This is a genomic window from Rhodococcus pseudokoreensis, assembly GCF_017068395.1.
GTDB classification, from domain to species: Bacteria; Actinomycetota; Actinomycetes; order Mycobacteriales; family Mycobacteriaceae; genus Rhodococcus_F; species Rhodococcus_F pseudokoreensis.
The window spans coordinates 8479096-8497939 of record NZ_CP070619.1 but is presented as its reverse complement, the minus strand read 5'-3'; the positions used below and the strand labels follow the sequence as shown (position 1 = coordinate 8497939).

Below are 18844 nucleotides of genomic sequence, written 5' to 3'. Positions count from 1 at the left end.
TCGGCACCCCGCTGTGCAAGACTCGAATACGCACGGGTGACAGTGGTGCGCCGGACCATGGGGATGCGGAGGGCGTCATGTCCCGATCGGTACCCGGAGGTGCTCCGGACGACATGGGGCACACGACGTACGCGCGTGTGCGCGCCGGCCAGGTGAATGCGGTTCAGGCAGCACTCGAGGACCACACGGGACGCCTGGATTGGCCGCGAGAGCAGATCGAGCACTACCGGACCGCACGGCTGCGGGCCCTCCTCTCGCACGCCTGTGAGCGGTCGCCGTTTCACGCCCGGCGACTACGCGGTCTCGATCCGTCGACGGCCACGGTCGCCGACCTGGCGTCGCTGCCGATGATGACCAAGCAGGACGCACAGGACGAGTGGGATTCGATCGTCACCACTCGTGACCTCGACCGCGAGCGCGCCGAGCGGATTCTGGCCGAGCAGCAATGGTTTTCGTACACCCCGAGCGACGAACAGGTCTTCAGTTCGGGTGGGTCGAGCGGGGTCCGCGGCGTCTACGTCTGGGATTGGCAGTTCTACGTGTCGGCCGCGTGCCTGGCCTGGCGGATACAGACACGGGAGGAACGGCGGGCGCCGGTGCGGTCTCCTTCGCGTCTCGCCGTGCTGGCGGCCGGAATCCCTCCGCACGCGAGCACCCCACTGTTCGATGTGCCGACCGCACCGGGGATGGAGACCGTCGTGATCCCGGCGGGCGCACCGTTCGACGAGATCGTCGCCGCGGTCGCCGCGGCCCGGCCCACGCACCTGGTCGGTTATGCGTCGGTGATCGGGCGGCTTGCCCGGGTCGCCCTGGCCGGTGATCTGCAGGTCCGCCCCGTCCGGGTGAGCACCAATTCCGAGCCACTGCTGGACGAGGACCGGCACGCCATCGACGAGGCCTGGTCGGCGACGATCCACAACCTCTGGGGGTCGACCGAGGTCGGCGTGCAGGCAGTGGGTTGCGGACACGGCGAGGGTCTGCACGTGTGCGAGGACGAGGTCGTGCTCGAACGTGTCGACGCCAGTGGCACTCCGGTCGCCGCCGATGCACCCGCGGCGCGAACGCTCGCCACGGGCCTGGCCAACCGGACGTTTCCCTTCATCCGTTACGACCTCGGCGATCAGGTCACGTTGCTGCCCGGGACCTGCCCGTGCGGAAGTGCGTTCGTGCGCGTCGCCGACATCGGTGGTCGGCGTGACGACGATTTCCGTTACGGGACGAAGACGGTGCCCGCGAGCGCGTTTCGTTACGTCCTGGGCGCAGACCCGCGTGTCTCCGAGTACCAGGTCCGGCAGACCGTCGACGGTGCGGAAATCTTCGCGGTCGGCGAACCCGACGTCGCCCGGCTGACGTCGGCTGTCGCCTCGGCGTTGCGCCGGCAAGGATTGTCCGATCCGCAGGTCCGGATCGAGGTCGTCGACCACCTGCAGCGCCATCACGCGAGCGGGAAATTGCAGCGGTTCATCGCACTGCGGTAACGCGGAATCGGCTCACCGCACCCACTCGGTCGGCCGGCGCCGGACAGGGGTCGCCGATCCTCACCCCAGGGTGTCTGTCGCTGCGGCCGCTTCCGTCCGACGATTGTCGTACACGGTCACCCAGTCGAGGAGCAACGATGACGGACACTGATTCCGGGGCAGTCACCGACGGCACGGATCTCGACCGAGTGCACGCCGAGATCGCCCGCCTCGACGCGGAGATCCTGGATGCGGTCAATCGCCGCCTCGTTCTCGCACAGCTCGCGGCCCGAACCCGGGTCGAGTCCGGTGCACCGATGGTCGCGCTCGGTGGGGAGACCGACGTGATCCGCCGCTATCAGGACGAATTGGGCCCGCGGGGTTCGCTGCTGGCGCTGGAACTGCTCCGGCTGGCGCGGCCACCCTTTTCGTCGACGTACCGAACACGGTAGCCGTACCGACACTCACCTCGGTCGACACCGATCGCGAGAGCAGTGCCCAGCAGTCTTCGCGACGCTGGGCACTGTTCGCCTGTTCAGGCGAGCCGGGAGATGACGGTCATCGCCCGGGCTCACGAGACGTTCTTCAGGCGTTCACTTCCCGCAACTCGTCCGTGGGTCCGGATTCGCCGGCGGTGGCGCCGTCGTCGGCCTGCGCCGTGCGCCCGCCACGAGCGATGAGGCGATCGAGCGAGAGTGCACCGCCGCCGAGGAAGATCATGAGGAACAGGGCCCAGCAGAAGATGGCCGAGAGTTCACCATTGTTCTGGATGGGGAGGGCACCGTCCGGCTGGTGGCTCCAGAAGTAGGCGTACGCCATCGAACCCGAGGCGAGGAACGCCGCAATTCGCGTCCCGAGGCCGAGGAACAACGCGGCGCCGCAGACGAGTTGGATCACGGCACCCCACCAGCTCGGCCAGGCACCTACCGCTGCGGTGTGCCCGCTGTGAGGTGCGGTCGGCCACGCGAACAACGTCGAAGTTCCATGGCAGAAGAAGAGGAAGCCGACAACCACGCGGAACGCCGCGATGGCATAGTCGACACTGGCGCCTTGAAGGCGTGAGATGCTCTTGTTTGTCACATCGCAGAAGATAAGGCATGCCTGCCCTAAGCGTGGAACTTGCAGGGCGATTCGGCGCCGCCACGTGGGAAAACCGGTTCAGGTGTGGTCAGCATCACATCCGCGACGCTGAAGTTGCAGCGTTCCCCCGTCGCATTCGGCACCGGCGGAGCCACATCGGGTGCATCGTGAAGTCCATGCACGATTTCCGATTCTCGTTCAACATTTTCGGGTTCGACTCCCGCGACGCCCTTCTCGATCGATGCCGGCTCGGCGAGAGCGCCGGCTACGACACCGTGTTCGCCGCCGACCATCTCGGCGCCCCGGCACCGTTTCCCCTCCTGGTGGCCGTCGCCGGCGCCACGGGACTGCGGGTCGGAACTCTGGTGCTCAACTCACCGTTCTGGAATACCGCCCTACTCGCTCGCGAGATCGCGACGACGGACGTCCTCACCGACGGAAGGCTCGAGATCGGTCTCGGTGCCGGGCACATGAAGTGGGAGTTCGACGCCGCGGGCATCGAATGGAAGCCGTTCGGCGGCCGGGTCGAGCAGTTGTCGGAAATGGTCGACGGCCTCCGCACGTCCTTCACCACGGACTTCGACGAGCTACCCGAGGGCCGCACCGTGCCACGACCGTTGCAGCGGCGCGGGTTCGGCGGCTCGGGCCCGCCCCTGATCATCGGTGGTACCGGCGATCGGGTGCTGCGGATCGCGGCCGCCCACGCCGACATCGTCGGCGTCGCGGGGACGTTTCAGATTCCGGGCCGGCCCCCGGGCAAATTCCGTCTCGCCACCGCGTACGAAACGGCCGAGCGAATTCGCTTCGTGCGGAAGCATGCCGGTGTGCGCGCCGAGGACATCGAGTGGCATCTACTGGTCCAGTTGGTCGTCGAGACGGACGACCGCCGAGCCGCAGCGAACGAGATCGCGGACCGGCTCGGCGGCACCCTGTCGGTGGACGACGTCCTCGGCACTCCGTACGTCCTCGTGGGAACCGTGGAGGAGATGGCCGAGCAACTCCGGAGCCATCGGGAACGTTACGGCTTCTCGTACATCACTGTCCACGAACCCTACCTGGAGGTGTTCGCCCCCGTGATCCGCCGACTCCGTGAACGGAGTTGACGGACAACGACTCACGGCGTGTTGATGTATTCCTGGATGGCCTGCGCCGCCCTGGGGTTGCCCTGGCCCATACCGACGATCGCACCGGTGATCGCGCCGATCGGCGTGCCGATGATGCAGCCGGCGAGGCTGCCGGGGAACATCGAGACACATCCGACGCCGAGACCCATGAGCGCGCCGATCGCCGTGCCGGCCGCTCCCCCGTTGGCCCAGCCGACGCCGAGTTCGTTGAGCATGTTCTCGAGGGCCTTCTGCTTGTCGACCTCGTGCCGGCCGGGGATCGCCAGTGCCGGCGTTCCCGTGTTCGGTACGACGGGGTCGGCGTGTGCCGTGCCCGCTCCGAGTGTCACCGTCGCTGCGACGAGGACCGATGCTGCCGATTTCTTGATCAAGTTCATCGCGATCCCACCCTGCTGAAGAAGGAAAAACCGGTTCCGACTGTAACCTGCGGCTGCATCATCGGTGGCGAAACCGCGGCATCGGAAGAGTACCGCGGTGAGTGCCCGCCGGCACGGGTGAAAGCCGTCAGTTCACGCGCCGGTTGAACAGTCTTTTCGCCCAGAGATAGCCGAACAGCGCGATGCCGGCGCTCCATCCGACCGCGAGCACGGCGCTGCTGCCGACGGGACCGCCGAGCAGCAGTCCGCGGATGGTCTCGATGACGGGGCTGAACGGCTGGTACTCGGCGAACCACCGGAGACCGGCAGGCATCGAGTCGGTGGGAACGAACCCACTGCCGAGAAAGGGCAGGAGTATCAGAACCATCGGAAGGTTGCTCGCCGTTTCGACGCTCTTGGACACCAGCCCGAACGCGACGGACAGCCAGGTGAGCGCGAACGTGAACATCGCGAGCACCACTGTTGCCGCGACCCACTCGCCGAGCCCGGCGGTCGGCCGGAAACCGATGAGCACGGCGACACCGACGACCAGCACGAGGCTGATCAGTGTCTGGATCATGCTGCCGATGACGTGCCCGGTCAGCACGGACACCCGTGCGATGGCCATGGTCCGGAACCGGGCGATGATGCCCTCGGTCATGTCGGTGGCGACCGAGATCGCGGTTCCCTGGGCGGCGCTGGCCACGGTCATCAAGAGGATTCCGGGTGCCACGTAGTCGATGTAGGCGCCGCGTCCGCCGGCGGGGTCGCCGAGTCCCGCCCCCAGCGTGCCGCCGAAGACGTACACGAAGAGCAGGAGAAGGACGATCGGCATCCCGACGAGGAGCACCGTCACCGACGGGTACCGGATCATGTGCCGGAGGTTGCGTCTCAGCATTGTTGCCGAATCGCTCAGCGCGTAACCCATGGTCGTCATCGCAGGCTCTCTTTCCCGGTTGCGGCGCGCTCGGTGAGCGCGAGGAAGACGTCGTCGAGATCGGGGGTGTGCACGGTCAGGTTCTCGACCTGGATCGACGCGTGATCGAGCCGGTCGAGCAGTGCGCGCAGCGATTGCACGCTGCCGTCGCCGGGAACCTGCAGGGTGAGCGATTCCTCGTTCCGGGTCACGTCCCCGAGGAGCCGGGAGGCCGCGTCGAGTTCGCGCGCCCCGGGCAACTGCAGGGTGATGTGGCCGCCCGGAACGAGCCTCTTCAGCTGCTCCGGCGTTCCCTCCGCGACCAGCCGGCCGCCGTCGAGGAGGGCGATCCGGTCGGCGAGCCGATCCGCTTCCTCGAGGTACTGGGTGGTGAGAAAGATCGTGACCCCGTCGGCGACGAGTTCGCGGATGATCTGCCACATGGCGCGTCGGCTTCGCGGATCGAGACCGGTCGTCGGCTCGTCGAGGAAGATGATCCGGGGATCTCCGACGAGGGTCATCGCGAGGTCGAGCCGGCGGCGCATGCCACCGGAGTAACTTCCGGCCGGCTTCGTGCCCGCCTCGACGAGATCGAACCGGGCAAGCAGTTCCGTTGCCCGGGCGCGGCCCGCGTCGCGGCGCAGATGGTGCAGATCGGCCATCAGCATCAGATTCTCGCGACCCGTGAGCAGGTTGTCCACCGCGGAGAACTGGCCGGTCACACCGATGGTTGACCGCACCGCATCGGGCTCGCGGGCGGGATCGTGACCCGCGATCCGGACGTCGCCGCCGTCGGGGGCGATGAGGGTGGACAGAATCTGGACCATGGTGGTCTTGCCTGCGCCGTTGGGTCCGAGCAGCGAGAAGATCGTTCCCTCGTCGATGTCGAGGTCGATGCCGTCGAGGACGACTTTGTCGCCGTAGGACTTTCGTAGCCCGGTGGTGGTGATCGCGGACCGGGTGGTGATCGATGCTGTCATCACTCTGCCTTTCGACTGGTCGACTTCTGGGAATCGGGGCGGCGAATCACGATGTCGCCGAAACCGGTACGGGCACGCACCTCGACTTTGTCGTCCGTCGATTCGGGCCGGTCGACGGAGTCCAGATGGTTCTGGACCTTGCCGAAGGACGTGTGCGCGTCGAGCCGGGCGGCGGTCCCGGAGCGGATGCCGATCTCGATTCGGCCGTGGCCGGTTTCCAGCGACGCAGCGCCCTGCGTCACCTGCCCGATGCGGATGTCGCCGTTGGCGGTTGCCGCGGCGAGGTCGGCGCGGGCGTCGTCGACGGAGATGTCGCCGTTCGCCGTCTTCACTCGCAGTCCGCCGCTGATCGTGCCGATCCAGTTGTCGCCGTTGGAGTTCTTGATCACGGCGCTGCCGTCGATCGCACCGACGCGGAGTTTCCCCGACCCCGTGCTCACGTCCGCATCTCCCGCGACGTGGTCCACGGTGACCGTGCCGGCCCCGGTGTGCACGTCGAGCGGGCCCGTGTCGCCGAGTTGGACGTCGCCCGCCGATGTCTTGATCCGGCACGCCCCGAGCCGTCCGGCGCCGCGGAACGTCGCCACCGACGCCTCGCCCTCGAATTCGGAACCGGTCGGCAGCGCGATGGTGACGTCGACGGAACCCGCCTTGCCGAACAGGCCGAGACCGCGCGGCTTCGGCGCCTTGACCAGCAGTCTCCCCGCGGAGTACTCGACGCGGGTCTGCTCGGCGGCGCGAACGTCCGATTCCCGCGAACCGTCGCTGGGGCGCACGTCCACGACCGTGTCGTCGCGGTCGCTCGCCGTGATCCGTGCGTCGCCGACGACGAGTTCGACCGTCGCCGAGATCGGCGCCGGGGTGCTGAATGTGGGCATGGTTGTCCTCCGGAATGTGGTGATGGCGAATGAAAGGACGGGCGGGTCGGGTCAGCGCACCCAGCCCGTGAAACGGTCGTTGCCGCGTGGGGCACGCCGTTCGGAACGGCCACTGCCGCCGTCGGACTCCAACCCTGCGGCCGCGGACCGGACGAGCCAGGCGTTCACGGACAGTCCGGCCTCCCGAGCGGCCTCCTCGACTCGGTCCTTGAGGTCTTGTGAGAGACGAAGGTTGATCCGGGTCATGGCGCTGTCTTCCACCTCCGCGACTCGCGGCGGCGTCACGTCCGGACCGGATGCGGCCGGCTCCTCGAACGACTGCTCGACGGGCGCGGGAGTGACGACGAACGTGGGCTCACGTCCGCGGAGTCGAAGATCCACCGAACCCGGTGCGAGGTCGCGGGTGATTTCACTGGCGGCCGCCGACAGCGCGTCGAGTAGCGCGAGCCGGACCCCGGACTCCAATGGTGCGGTGAGTCGCTCGGCGAGGGCACGGGCGTCCTCTCCCCCGGCCTCGGCGGCTACGGCCAGTTCGTGACGGAGGGACGCGACATAGGGTGTGAGATCCATGGTGCCATCATGGCATCACAATGGCACCATCGCAAGACTCGGTCGGGGATCGATGTGCCATCGTGGTGTCACCGCGGCGCAGTCGGTCACCGCGAGCGCAGGTCACGGCAAGAATTCAGGCAGACCGAACTGCTCGAAGTGCTCCGGACCGATGAACGAGGTCAGTTCCGCGATCTTGGTGCCGCGCAGGGTCAACACCGTGATCGACCAGCGGAGGTGGGTGCCGGCGCCCTCGTCCCACAGGTAGAAGGCCACGGCGGGCTGACCGTTGGCTCCGACCGGCAGGTGGCGCCACGAACCGCATCCCGTGAGCGGGACCCGGACCGCGAAATCCGTGACCGCGGCCAGACCGCGGTACCAGTGCGCCATCGGCGGCATCGACCAGGTGACGTCCTCCGTCAGGAGAGCGACCAGAGCATCGGCGTCACCGCGTTCCAGCGCGGTGGAGTACCCAGCGACCAGGGCTCGCAGACGCGCGTCGTCGATCTCGCGCAACGTTTGCGATTGGGTCATCGACGGAATCTTCTCCGCGACGATCGCCCGGGCCCGCTGCAGCGCGCTGTTCACCGACGCCGTCGTCGTGTCCATGGCGGCGGCGATCTCGGCGGCGGAGAACCCCAGGACCTCGAAGAGCAGGAGGGCGGCCCGCTGATTGCCCGGCAGATGTTGTAGTGCCGCAACGAATGCCAGTTCGACGGACTCGCGCTGCTCGTAGCGGGCGGCCGGCCCCGCCGCACCGGCGGCCAGTCCCGCATCGGCGTAGGGACCCAGCCACGCCACCTCGGTGAGCGGGACGTCGCCGACGACGGCGCGATCACTGGAGGGACCGAGGTCGACGGGGAGGGCCCTCTTACCACGCGATTCGACGGCGTCCAGGCAGGTGCGCGTCGTGACGGTGTACAGCCAGGAGCGCAGTGCGCTGCGGCCTTCGAATTTCGCGAAACCGCGCCACGCCCGCAGCAGCGCGTCCTGCAGGGCGTCGTCGGCATCGTGGCTGGAGCCGAGCATGCGATAGCAATGGGCGTGCAGTTCGCGGCGCAACGGTCCGACCAGACGTGTGAACGCGGCGTCGTCTCCGTCCCGGGCTCTGGCCAGGTCGGGATCCTCGGCTTCTACCGACGCGTGCGGTGTTCGAACGGAGTTGTCGCTCACAAACGATGATTCTGCCCCACCGGCGACCCGTGTACCGCGCATCACCTCGTGGGGGTCGGAGCGGGTGTGGGCGCCAGCGACATTCCTGCGTAGATCTCGTCGAGAACGGTGGGCAGCAACGCGTTCGCGGTGGTCTTGCCCTCGGGCGACAGGGTCAGATTCGCCCAGATCACGAGCGTGACATCGTTGTCCGGGTCGTATCCGATGAACGAGTTGAAGCCCGGCAGCTCACCGCCGTGGTAATACATCGACGCGTTCGGCCCGAAACGCTGGTAACTGATCCCGTAACCGTATTGCTGCCCATCGGGTGCGTCCGGGTCCTCGGGTTGCAGACTGTCCCGCCACTGTTGCTGGTAGTCCGGATTCAATACCTCGCCGGATACCAGCGCCCGGATCCATGCAGCCAGGTTTTCCGCCGTGGAGATGGCGCCCCCGGCGGCGGTGGCGTAGGACGAATTCTGGTTGGTGTAGTCGAGGGGCTGCAGTTTCCCCGCCCGCGCGGCGGCCTGCATGTCGGCGGGATACGGCTCGTCCACCAGGGCGTAGGCCGATCCGCCGTACATGTAACCGTGTGAATACCGGTCCGGGATCGCCGTATCGTCGGCGGCGGGAAGCGAGGTCTGGTTCAGCCCGAGCGGCCCGAGCAACCGTTCCTGGAACTGCTCGCCCAGCGGTCGACCGCCGACCTTCTCGGCGACCAGACCCAGCAACGCGTAGTTGGTGTTGCTGTATTCGTACGACGTGCCGGGTGGGAAGTCCGGCGGCCGGCTGAACGCGATGTCCAGGACCTCCTGAGGCGTCCAGGCCTTCGACGGGTCGCTGTCCAACGTCGCCGCCAACTCGGGCGCATTCGTGTAGTTGTACAGCCCGCTACGCATCGTCAACAGCTGTGTGATGGTGATGTTCTCGCCATTGGGCACGTCGGCGACGTAGGTCGACACCGGGTCGCTGAACCGGAGCTTGCCGTCCTGGTCCAGCAGGACCGTCAGCGCCGCCGTCAAGGTTTTGGTGTTGGAGGCGATCCGGAAATGGGTCTGCGCATCCGGCGGTGTGTCCGCGCCCAGTTCCGTGGTGCCGACCACCGCGTCGAAGGTTCCCTGCGGGGTGCGGAGCTGCACCACCGCGCCGGGGATCGACAGCTCTTCGGCGGCGGCGTCGACCGCGGCCTGAAATGCGGCCGGATCGATGGAATTGAGCGCCGAACCCGAAGCAGCCGTCGCCGTCGTCGCGGCAGGCGGTGAAGCATTCTCGGCGGTCGGCTCGGACGTGGGTGAGCACCCCGCGATCACGAGTGCGCCGCACGCCGCGAGCACAGCGAGCCGGGTGGCGCGCAGTGCGCGGAACCGACCCACTGCAGTTCGCGGGTGCCCGATGTACTCCGCCTGGGAATGCCTCATAACCATCACCGCCTCGGCGCCATGGTTCGAGTACCGCGCCGATGGGCGGCACCAGCTGGCAGGCCTCCGTCGAATCCTAGCCCGGGAGCCCACCCACTCCGTCGCGATCACCGGAACATTTCACGGCGGAACGACATACTGCTACCTGTATGCGCGAACTGCCGTCCCCAGGTAACCGTCCGACACGGAAGGCATATTCATGAGCACGCGACGCAGCATTCACAGCACCTCGTTGACCGACGGCGAGATCGTCGAACACTCCGACCTCGGCTCGATCACCCGGGTGACAGCGGACACCTTCCCGATCCTGCGAGGCCTGTCAATCAAGCGGGTGTTGATCAATCCCGGAGCGATGCGCACCCCGCACTGGCACGCCAACGCGAACGAACTCACCTATTGCCTGTCCGGTACGTCGCTCGTCTCCGTGCTCGACACCGGCAGCGTGTTCTCGACCTTCACAGTCGGCGCCGGGGAGATGTTCCACATCGATTCCGGATCGCTGCACCACATCGAGAACATCGGCGACGAGGTCGCGGAATTCATCATCGCCTTCCGGAGCGAGCGCCCCGAGGACTTCGGTCTCGGAGCGGCGTTCGGTGCGATGACCGATGCCGTCCTCGGCAACACCTACGATCTCGACGCCTCCGACTTCGCCGTTCTCCGACGCAACACCGCGGACCGCGCCCTGGCGGCCCGAATCGGCGATCCCGTGGTGCCGTCGGCGGCGATATTCTCGGATGGTCACAAGTTCGCCGTCGAGGAGCAGAATCCGGTCATCAGCCTCGCTGTCGGCTCCGCCCACCTCGCACGCGTCCAGTTCTGGCCCGCCCTGAAAGATCTGTCGATGTACTCCCTGCGGATCCGGGAGGACGGAATGCGGGAACCGCACTGGCATCCGATCACCGCCGAAATGGGTTATGTGCGCCGCGGATCGGCGCGGATGACGGTCATGGACCCGGACGGCTCCCTCGACACCTGGTATCTCGAGCAGGGGGACGTGTATTTCATTCCCCGCGCGTACCCCCATCACATCGAGGTCGTCGGGTCCGACGACATCCATTTTCTGATTTTCTTCGACCAGCCGACGCCCGGTGACATCGGATACCGCGCGTCGGTCAGCGCGTACTCGCGCGAAGTCCTCGCCGCCACGTTCGACACCCACATCGCCGACCTGCCGATCTTCCCGTTCACCCCCGCCGACCCGCTCATCGTCACCCGAAAAAACCCGCTCGACGAACGCGGTTAACCCGCTCCCCGATCCGCTACCCACGCCACGCGCCACCTTCGGGTCGTGGCCGATCTGACGGAGGTTAGTGACCGCGCCGCTCGATTTGTCTGTTGAGATACGTCCAATTCGACCGCGACATCGATCCGTCGTTGTCCTGCGACAAACATCGCCGGGTTGCTGAACGGCCCGAGTCCTCCATATTGGATCACGAAGTCATCTGTGCCGGTCCGGAGATTCTCCGGGCAAATACACTAGTGCACCAGCACTTCCGCGGATCAACCTCGTAAGTGAAGATCAAGGTTACGGTCGGGCGCCGGCTCGAGGGCTCGCTCAGTTACTCAGCGACACCCGAATCGGAGACAGTGCTATGAAGTACCACCAGCAACCGGAACCCACGTCACGCATCCTGCGGACGCCTCACCCGTGATGGGCCGGGAAGGGAAGGCCGAGAAGGTGCGTCGTTGCCAGTCAGGTTCATGTCCGATTGACAGAGGTGGACGTGGTCTCATCCCGGCGCGGTCAAGAGATCACGCGCCCGCAGTGCCAACCAGAGCTCGGTGAGGTGAGCGGTCGCGGAGAGAGTCCGGCCGGTTATTTCCTCGACTCGGCGCATTCGATAGACCACCGTTTGGCGATGGACGCCGGTCGCAGCAGAGGCCTGCTGCCACGATCGGTCGCACGTGAGGAAGATGTCGAGAGTCCTCGTCAACTCGGTCCCGTGATCGGCGTCGTAGCGAAGCAGGGGACCGAGAACACGGTCAACCACGACCTGCGCTTCTTCGGTGTCCCGTAACACCGACAGCAGGGTGGCATCGGCGTATCTACTGACCCGACCGGGTGCGTTCACCGCATCGCGCACGGCCCAGTTCGCCTCACGGGCGGCCGCCGGGGCGCGCAGGGGTGAGACGAGCGGGTCACTGACACCGATCAGCGCGCCAGGGCCCAGTCGCCGGGTCAGCACGTCGAGTGCATCGTCGGATGCCGGGAGTAGTGCGTAGAGGACGCCGGATCGTCGCAGCAGAAGGTTGTTGATCTTGCGGCGGTCGAAACTCAGGTGCAGGTGTTCCTCGCCGGTTTCGCTGCCTCCGCGTGCTGCGACGACGACGCAGTCGTCCGCCGGCAGTCCGCGCTCGGATAGTTGGCGGGCCGCCTCGTCCGCGTCGAGCCGGTGATCGAGGAGATGCGCCAGCAGTTCAGCTCCCACTCGGCGTTCGTGTTCACGTCGGATTCCTTGCTGAGCGATCAGCACCGCTGCTGCCGTGGCGATGTGTTGAAGCAGGACAAGGTCCGGCGGCGAGGCGCGATGAGCGTAGGTCAGTAGGACGGTCGGTTCTTCGTCGGGGACTTCCACGACTTGGGCGCGCATTTCGCCGGCGGCGAGATGTACCACGCCGGGCAGCGCGCCGTTTCGCCGGCGGACTTCCTCCAGCAACGCCTGGCGGAGCGCTTCAGGTACCGCCTCGGGACTGTGTAGCACCGGATCCCCCGACTCGGCATCGAGGACGGCGAGCTTGCATGCAAGGTCGCGGGCGAGCGGTTTCAACGCCCCCGCACTCACCGGCTGGGTGACCGAGCGCCGAATCATCGTGTAGACGCGCTCGGTCACCGCTAAACGCCGGCCCTCGTCGGCTGCATTGGCGTCTGCGACCGCCCGCCCGATGGCGGCAAACCCGACCGAATAGGGAGCGAACACGATGGGCAACGGCAACGAATCCGCCGCGGCAATGGCTGCGGGATCGAGAGCGGGGGTCGCAGGGTCGACACCGAGCACGAGACCGCTGATGCCGTTCGCGGCGAGACCTTCCAACAGCGCCACCTGCTCCGGCGCATTGGGCGGCAGGGTGCGGCCATTCTTCATCAACAGTTCGCCGCCGGTCATCCATTCCCACGGCTTGTCCAGGTCAGAGGTCTGCGCCCACATCACTCGTTTCCCGGCGCCGCCACTGCCGGCCCGAAGTTCGAGGCGCAGGTGGGGCATCTCCAGCAGGTCGCCGAGGCTCGGTCCCATGGGGTGTCTCCACTCTCCGGTGTGTTAGATGATCATACAAACCGCTGGTCGAGATCTATACTCTTCGAGTATTCCCGAGTGGTCGTTTCCCGACCATAGTTGCCTCACCAGGATTTGTGAGGAGCACCACCGTGGAATTGGACCAACCGCAGATCCACACAGGCCGTGACAGGCACCCCCTCGACACGAACACACCCACGCCGACGCACGCGCGTCACCTTTCGTTCGCCAACATCACGGCCAGCGTCGACGCCGAGCTGATCGCACCCTTTAGGTAACCGTCGCGCGTCCGCTCGTTCTCCACTGCGCCGCACTATTCTTTGGGCATCTCCGATAATGCCGTCGAATCCTGGGGCGGTAACGATGGTCGTCGGAGAACCCTCGCAGTGGACGCGCGCCAGCAGTGTCTCTCGGAGGGTTCATCACGTGCGGAAGACCACGTGAGCTTGGACCACAGCTGCCTACTCACGGGGATCCACCATCTCCCTGTTCGGCCTCTCCGGCGGGATTGCACACCCGATACACCCAAGAGATCCCTTGGCCGCAGAGGCCAGCCAGACGAAAACGCCGTAGCCCCGCGCCGTCGGTGCACGAGAACCTCGGTGCCATAACCGGATACATAATTCAGACCAATGGAGGAACACCCCAATGACGAGCATGACAAACTCCACCCGCTCCAGCACCACCACACCCGTCGGTCAGGTCGACGGGCTGAGCATCCCCCGATACGCCGGGCACTCCACCTTCGCGCGACTCCCCCGAATCGAAGACGTCCCCCGCCACGACGTCGCAGTCGTCGGCGTCCCCTTCGACACCGGAGTGACCTATCGCCCCGGCGCCCGGTTCGGACCCGCGCACATCCGCCAATCCTCCCGATTGCTGCGCCCCTACAACCCCGCCCTCGACGTCGAACCCTTCGCCCACCAGCAGGTCGCCGATGCAGGTGACATCGCATTCAACCCATTCGATATCGAGGCCGCAATCACCCAGATCGAGCACAACGCCTACGAGCTGATCCGGAACGGTGCCACACTCGTCACGCTCGGCGGCGACCACACCATCGCCTACCCACTACTCAAGGCCGTCAACCGGGTGCACGGCCCAGTCGCACTCGTGCACTTCGATGCACACCTCGACACCTGGGATACGTACTTCGACACACCCCTCACCCACGGCACCCCGTTCCGACGGGCCGCCGAAGACGGGCTGTTCGTGCACGGCCACAGCGCCCACGTCGGGATCCGCGGCTCCCTGTACTCCTCGAACGACCTGGCCGCCGACGCGGAACTCGGCTTCCAGATCATTCATTGCCGAGAGTTCCAGCGCCGCCCCATCGACGCCATCATCGAGCAGCTCCGAAACACCATCGGAGAAACACCCTTGTACGTGTCTGTCGACATCGACGTCCTCGACCCCGCCCACGCCCCCGCGACCGGGACACCCGAAGCCGGCGGCATGACCAGCCGTGAACTTCTCGACATCGTCCGCGGATTCGATGGCCTCAACCTGGTCGGAGCCGACATCGTCGAAGTATCCCCGGCATACGACCACGCCGAGATCACCGGAGTCGCAGCAGCCAATCTGGCCTACGAGTTCGTCTCGCTGCTCGCGAAGCGACCATGACACCAACGCCGCGCACCACTCGGTGATTCGCGGCAGGACGCCCGCAACGCCCTCTCGGCCTGACGGTAAAGGAGCTGTTGCACTTTACTTTCAATGATGCACCGAGTCGGCTCACCCCCGATTCAGCGGACCGATCCGAACGACTTCTGACACCAAACACACGACGGGAAATTAAATGGACATAGCAATAATCGTCATCTACCTGGGTGCCATGCTGGCATTCGGCTGGTGGGGAAAACGCCGCTCCCACAACTCCTCCGACTACCTCGTCGCAGGAAGACGACTCGGACCGATCCTCTACACCAGCACCATGGGTGCCGTCGTCATCGGCGGCGCCTCCACGGTCGGCGGCGTCGGACTCGGCTACAAATACGGGATGTCCGGAATGTGGTTAGTCGTCTCGATCTCGGTCGGCGTGCTGATACTGAGCCTCCTTTTCGCACCCCGCATCCAGAGACTCCGCGTCTACACGGTCTCCGGAATGCTGAAACTCCGATACGGAATTGACGGCGCCGGTGCTTCCGGAATCGTGATGGCCGCATACACCTTGATGCTCACCGTCAGCTCGACCATCGCCTATTCGACAATCTTCTCGGTGCTCTTCGGCTTCGGCCAGATCTACTCGGTCGTTCTCGGCGGAGCCATCGTCGTCTGCTACTCCTCCCTCGGAGGTATGTGGGCAATCACCCTCACCGACATGGTGCAATTCGTCGTCAAGACCCTGGGCATCTTCGCCCTCATGCTTCCGATCACCTGGAACAAGGCCGGAGGATACGACGGCATCGTCGACCGACTCGGAAATCAGGCATTCGACCTCGGCGCCATCGGCGGGGCCACGATCGTCACCTACTTCGTCGTCTATACCTTCGGAATCCTCATCGGCCAGGACATCTGGCAGCGCGTCTTTACCGCCCGCTCACCGCAAGTCGCCCGATGGGGCGGTACTGCAGCCGGCTGCTACTGCCTCCTCTACGGCGTCGCCGGAGCACTCATCGGGACCGCAGGCGCAGCGCTTCTCCCAGGAATTGAAGCGTCGGATGACGTCTATGCCGACATCGCCAAGAGCATACTGCCCGTCGGCATCAGCGGGCTCGTCCTCGCTGCCGCCGTCGCCGCAATGATGTCGACAGCCTCAGGTGCCCTCATCGCCACCGCAACCGTATGCCGCCAGGACGTCGCCCCGCTCCTACGCTCACTGTTCACAGCACAGCCGACGCCGGCATCCGACCTCGACCCAGAAGCCGACGTCCGAGGAAACCGGCTGTACGTCCTCGCCACCGGAGTTATAGCCGTCCTCCTCGCCGCGATGATCCGGGATGTCGTCGCCGCCATCACCATCGCGTACGACATCCTGGTGGGCGGGCTGCTGGTACCCATTCTCGGCGGACTCGTCTGGAAACGAGCTACCGGTACCGCCGCGCTCGCATCCATGCTCGTGGGCGCCATAGCAACGGTCACAACCATGGCCATCGTTGGGAATATTTTGGCAAACGAGCCGGTGTACTACGGCCTCGTCACCTCACTCGCAACGTTCATCGCAGTCAGCATCTTCACCGCGTCCACACCCGACCACGTGCTGCGGGAATGGACCAGTCGATCGACAGGACGTCCGAAAGAACGTAGCGAGCCAGAAGAGCCCGCCACCGTCTAGCGGAAGATCGCCCCGGTCACTTCGCAGTTCTTGTGCCGCACCCCCGTGCAGTGTCGCATCGCTCACGCGACCGTCGTTGGGTGATGCTCCAGGCATCACCCGACGACGGACCCTGGACACGGAAGCCTTCGTACTCGAGACCACATTCCGCCGCAGCTGTCCCGACATCCCGCCGCAGCCCCACGCTCTGCCGCCGCTCCGGCGAACGACTTGCCCAGGCAAGACACCGACATCGCCACCAGCCAGTACGGGCCCTGCGGCGAGCCCTGGTCGACGCCGGACCGGAGCGACGATCCGAGGACGAGGACCCGCGTACATGCTCGTCACTACGTGACGATCCGACCCACTGGCCCAACCCAGACCCGCTCGACTGATGGGGACGGGCACTCGGCCAGCCCTCAACACCATGCGCGCCCGCAGACCGGTGCACGATCAACAATCAAAGCTGCTACTCGGTGGCAGCGCCGCCGTCCACGCGATACCCCGCCCCACCCCACGTCGCCGCGGAAACGGCGTCACTCACCACGCCAATATCGGCAACGCGTAAGCCGACACTCGGACCGCTGACGACCAGCACCGATCCGCAAGAGCACACGCAGCGGCGGGCGTAAGTGACGTTCTCACTGTGGGCGGCCATGCGCAGAGCAGCGGCACCGACAGGTACCCGGGCCGCCGCCGATCCGCGCCGGTTTCAAGAAATTCTCCGAGGGTAATTGGGGTATATGGGCGCACGAGAGAGGACGACGACAGGGTCGACGGCGCTCGCCGACGCACCCCCGGGACGGCTGCCGCGGAGGCAACCACTGCCGCCCAGGCGGCCGGCAACGTCGACATCGACTTCGGCCGGGTCGCGGCACGGCCTTCCCCGACGGACCACGACGACGGCCCGGCCGAAGCGTACGGATACCCGCACCGAACCCGTCACGAAGCCGGCGGCCCGGAAGCATCCCCGGGACAAGGGGTCCCGCGGACCGGCCCACACCGGATCCTCTGGCGGCGGTCGCACGCGCCTGCCCGATCCGGTTACGCCGGACTTCGGGGACGTCACCGAGTGGCTGCAGGACCAGGTTGGCCGCCTCGTCGACGCACTGCGGGACCGCGGCGAGAAGGAGGCGCAGAATCTCCGGCAGAAATTCAAGAAATGGCTGGCGTCGCTCGTCCACGAGGTGATACACAGCAACGCCGGGGCCGGCGCCGGACTCGAGGGCATTCGCGCCGCGCTGACAGGTAAGAATCCGGTGTGGGCCGCGATCAAAGCGCTGATGTCCGGTTTGAGCGGCAAAGCCAAGGTCGGCCTTGTTCTCCTTCTCCTCGTCGCACTTCTGCTCGGACCGGTACTGCTCGTAATTCTTCTGCTGGCGCTCCTCGTCGCGGTGATCGTCGCGGCGGTACGAGCCGCCAGCCGGTGATATTTCCACCTTGCACACGGAAAGCATTGCAGCTGAATCAGTCTCGAACTACGACAGCGATGCGTCGATCCCGTCTCCGCCTACCGGGATGTGTGGGAAGCGTTCGCCGCGGCAGGTCGGCCGAACCGACTTTTCTGCCGCTGGTTGAGCGTCCTGCCGCTGGGGTAGTCGGGAGACGGCGCCCCCTTACCGCGCACGGTATTGCGACACATTACCGAGGACGGTCCTGCGACACATTGCCGAAGTTGGCGAGAGGTGCGCCGGCGACTACTCGGTAAAGGGGTTCGACGATGAAAACCAAAGGTCAGGTGGCGTTGGCCGTCGGCGCGGGTTACATGCTGGGCCGAACACACAGGATGAAAATGGCACTGATGCTCGCGGCTGCGGGTGCGACCGGACGCTTCCCCGGCGGGCCACGCGATTTATTGGAACGCGGCACGAAGGTGCTCGCGAATTCTCCCGAGTTCGCCAAGATCAGCGATTCGGTTCGACAAGAGCTGGTCAGCGCTGCGAAGGCGGCGGCGGTCACTGCCGCAAGCCAGCGCATCAACCAGCTCAACAACCGGATTCTGTCCGGCGGCGGCGAAGCCGTCAGCGACGTGGGCGACACGGTCGACGACACTGTGGGTGGTGTCGGTAAGTCGGTCGGCAAACTCAGCAGTCTCGGAAAACTCGGTCGCAAGCGACGCGGTCGGTCCGAGGACGAGGAGTACGACGAATCCGAAGTCGACGAAGAGCCGGACGAACAGTACGCCGAGGAAGACGAGGACTACGAGGAGCCCGAACCCGACGAGGACGAAGCCTCCGACGAGGAGGAACCTGCTCCGCGCAAGCGCCCCGCCGCACGTCGGCGCGCGTCCAGCAACGGCAGCTCACGGCCGACAAGCAGGTCACGCAGCGCGAAATCCGACGAGGACGACGAAGACGACGAGGAAGCCCCGACCCGCGGCCGCAGGACCCGGGCCAAAGCCACGACTAATTCCGCGCCCGTCCGGCGCGGCGGGCGGTGAGCACG

17 protein-coding genes are annotated in these 18844 nt (G+C 66.1%); 8 read left to right on the top strand and 9 right to left on the bottom strand.

Annotation, left to right across the window (positions count from 1 at the left end):
- The first annotated feature begins 77 nt into the window (after nt 1-77).
- The gene (locus JWS13_RS44225) at nt 78-1478 is read left to right on the top strand and encodes a phenylacetate--CoA ligase family protein (protein ID WP_206011368.1); all 1401 of its coding nucleotides are present in this window, start codon (nt 78-80) and stop codon (nt 1476-1478) included.
- Nucleotides 1479-1615: 137 nt separating this feature from the next.
- Nucleotides 1616-1909 carry a chorismate mutase gene (locus JWS13_RS44220; RefSeq protein ID WP_206011367.1) on the top strand — a complete coding sequence of 98 codons (294 nt, stop codon included), beginning with the start codon at nt 1616-1618 and terminating at the stop codon, nt 1907-1909.
- A gap of 133 nt (nt 1910-2042) precedes the next feature.
- Here the strand turns inward: JWS13_RS44220 and JWS13_RS44215 are convergent, their stop codons facing one another.
- Nucleotides 2043-2537: a DoxX family protein gene (locus tag JWS13_RS44215; protein ID WP_206011366.1), complete on the bottom strand. Its 495-nt coding sequence runs from the start codon at nt 2535-2537 to the stop codon at nt 2043-2045.
- Between the two features lie 176 nt (nt 2538-2713).
- Here JWS13_RS44215 and JWS13_RS44210 point away from each other — a divergent pair, with 176 nt between their 5' ends.
- Entirely contained in the window at nt 2714-3640 is a 927-nt protein-coding gene (locus tag JWS13_RS44210; protein ID WP_206011365.1) for an LLM class F420-dependent oxidoreductase, read from the top strand.
- An 11-nt stretch (nt 3641-3651) separates the two neighbouring features.
- Here JWS13_RS44210 and JWS13_RS44205 read toward each other — a convergent pair whose 3' ends face one another.
- The 7 genes from JWS13_RS44205 to JWS13_RS44175 form a co-directional block, all read right to left on the bottom strand.
- Nucleotides 3652-4038 (bottom strand): hypothetical protein, encoded by a 387-nt coding sequence (locus tag JWS13_RS44205; RefSeq protein ID WP_206011364.1) that lies wholly within the window; start codon nt 4036-4038, stop codon nt 3652-3654.
- A 127-nt stretch (nt 4039-4165) separates the two neighbouring features.
- Nucleotides 4166-4954: an ABC transporter permease gene (locus tag JWS13_RS44200; protein WP_206011363.1), complete on the bottom strand. Its 789-nt coding sequence runs from the start codon at nt 4952-4954 to the stop codon at nt 4166-4168.
- Entirely contained in the window at nt 4951-5901 is a 951-nt protein-coding gene (locus JWS13_RS44195) for an ATP-binding cassette domain-containing protein (RefSeq protein ID WP_206011950.1), read from the bottom strand. Before JWS13_RS44195 ends, JWS13_RS44200 begins: the two co-directional genes overlap by 4 nt.
- Nucleotides 5902-5912: 11 nt before the next feature.
- Nucleotides 5913-6791, bottom strand: coding sequence for a DUF4097 family beta strand repeat-containing protein (locus JWS13_RS44190; protein WP_206011362.1), 879 nt, complete (start codon nt 6789-6791; stop codon nt 5913-5915).
- 51 nt (nt 6792-6842) lie between these two features.
- The gene (locus tag JWS13_RS44185; protein ID WP_124393811.1) at nt 6843-7361 is read right to left on the bottom strand and encodes a toxin-antitoxin system HicB family antitoxin; all 519 of its coding nucleotides are present in this window, start codon (nt 7359-7361) and stop codon (nt 6843-6845) included.
- A gap of 102 nt (nt 7362-7463) precedes the next feature.
- Complete coding sequence (locus JWS13_RS44180; RefSeq protein WP_206011361.1) at nt 7464-8513, bottom strand: sigma-70 family RNA polymerase sigma factor; 1050 nt, start codon at nt 8511-8513, stop codon at nt 7464-7466.
- 41 nt (nt 8514-8554) lie between these two features.
- Nucleotides 8555-9826, bottom strand: a complete 1272-nt coding sequence (locus tag JWS13_RS44175; protein WP_241032628.1) for a serine hydrolase domain-containing protein — start codon at nt 9824-9826, stop codon at nt 8555-8557.
- 283 nt (nt 9827-10109) lie between these two features.
- Between JWS13_RS44175 and JWS13_RS44170 the strand changes: the two genes are divergently transcribed.
- Nucleotides 10110-11156 carry a cupin domain-containing protein gene (locus JWS13_RS44170; protein ID WP_206011359.1) on the top strand — a complete coding sequence of 349 codons (1047 nt, stop codon included), beginning with the start codon at nt 10110-10112 and terminating at the stop codon, nt 11154-11156.
- A 487-nt stretch (nt 11157-11643) separates the two neighbouring features.
- Here the strand turns inward: JWS13_RS44170 and JWS13_RS44165 are convergent, their stop codons facing one another.
- A complete protein-coding gene (locus JWS13_RS44165) occupies nt 11644-13146 on the bottom strand; it encodes a helix-turn-helix domain-containing protein (RefSeq protein WP_206011358.1) in 1503 nt (500 codons plus the stop codon).
- Nucleotides 13147-13803: 657 nt separating this feature from the next.
- Here JWS13_RS44165 and speB point away from each other — a divergent pair.
- From speB to JWS13_RS44145, 4 genes are all read left to right on the top strand, one after another.
- Nucleotides 13804-14769: an agmatinase gene (speB, locus tag JWS13_RS44160; RefSeq protein ID WP_206011949.1), complete on the top strand. Its 966-nt coding sequence runs from the start codon at nt 13804-13806 to the stop codon at nt 14767-14769.
- Nucleotides 14770-14944: 175 nt separating this feature from the next.
- Nucleotides 14945-16420 (top strand): sodium:solute symporter family protein, encoded by a 1476-nt coding sequence (locus JWS13_RS44155; RefSeq protein WP_206011357.1) that lies wholly within the window; start codon nt 14945-14947, stop codon nt 16418-16420.
- Between the two features lie 722 nt (nt 16421-17142).
- The gene (locus JWS13_RS45805; protein WP_225928213.1) at nt 17143-17829 is read left to right on the top strand and encodes a hypothetical protein; all 687 of its coding nucleotides are present in this window, start codon (nt 17143-17145) and stop codon (nt 17827-17829) included.
- Between the two features lie 290 nt (nt 17830-18119).
- Nucleotides 18120-18839, top strand: coding sequence for a hypothetical protein (locus tag JWS13_RS44145; protein ID WP_206011356.1), 720 nt, complete (start codon nt 18120-18122; stop codon nt 18837-18839).
- Nucleotides 18840-18844: the final 5 nt, after the last annotated feature.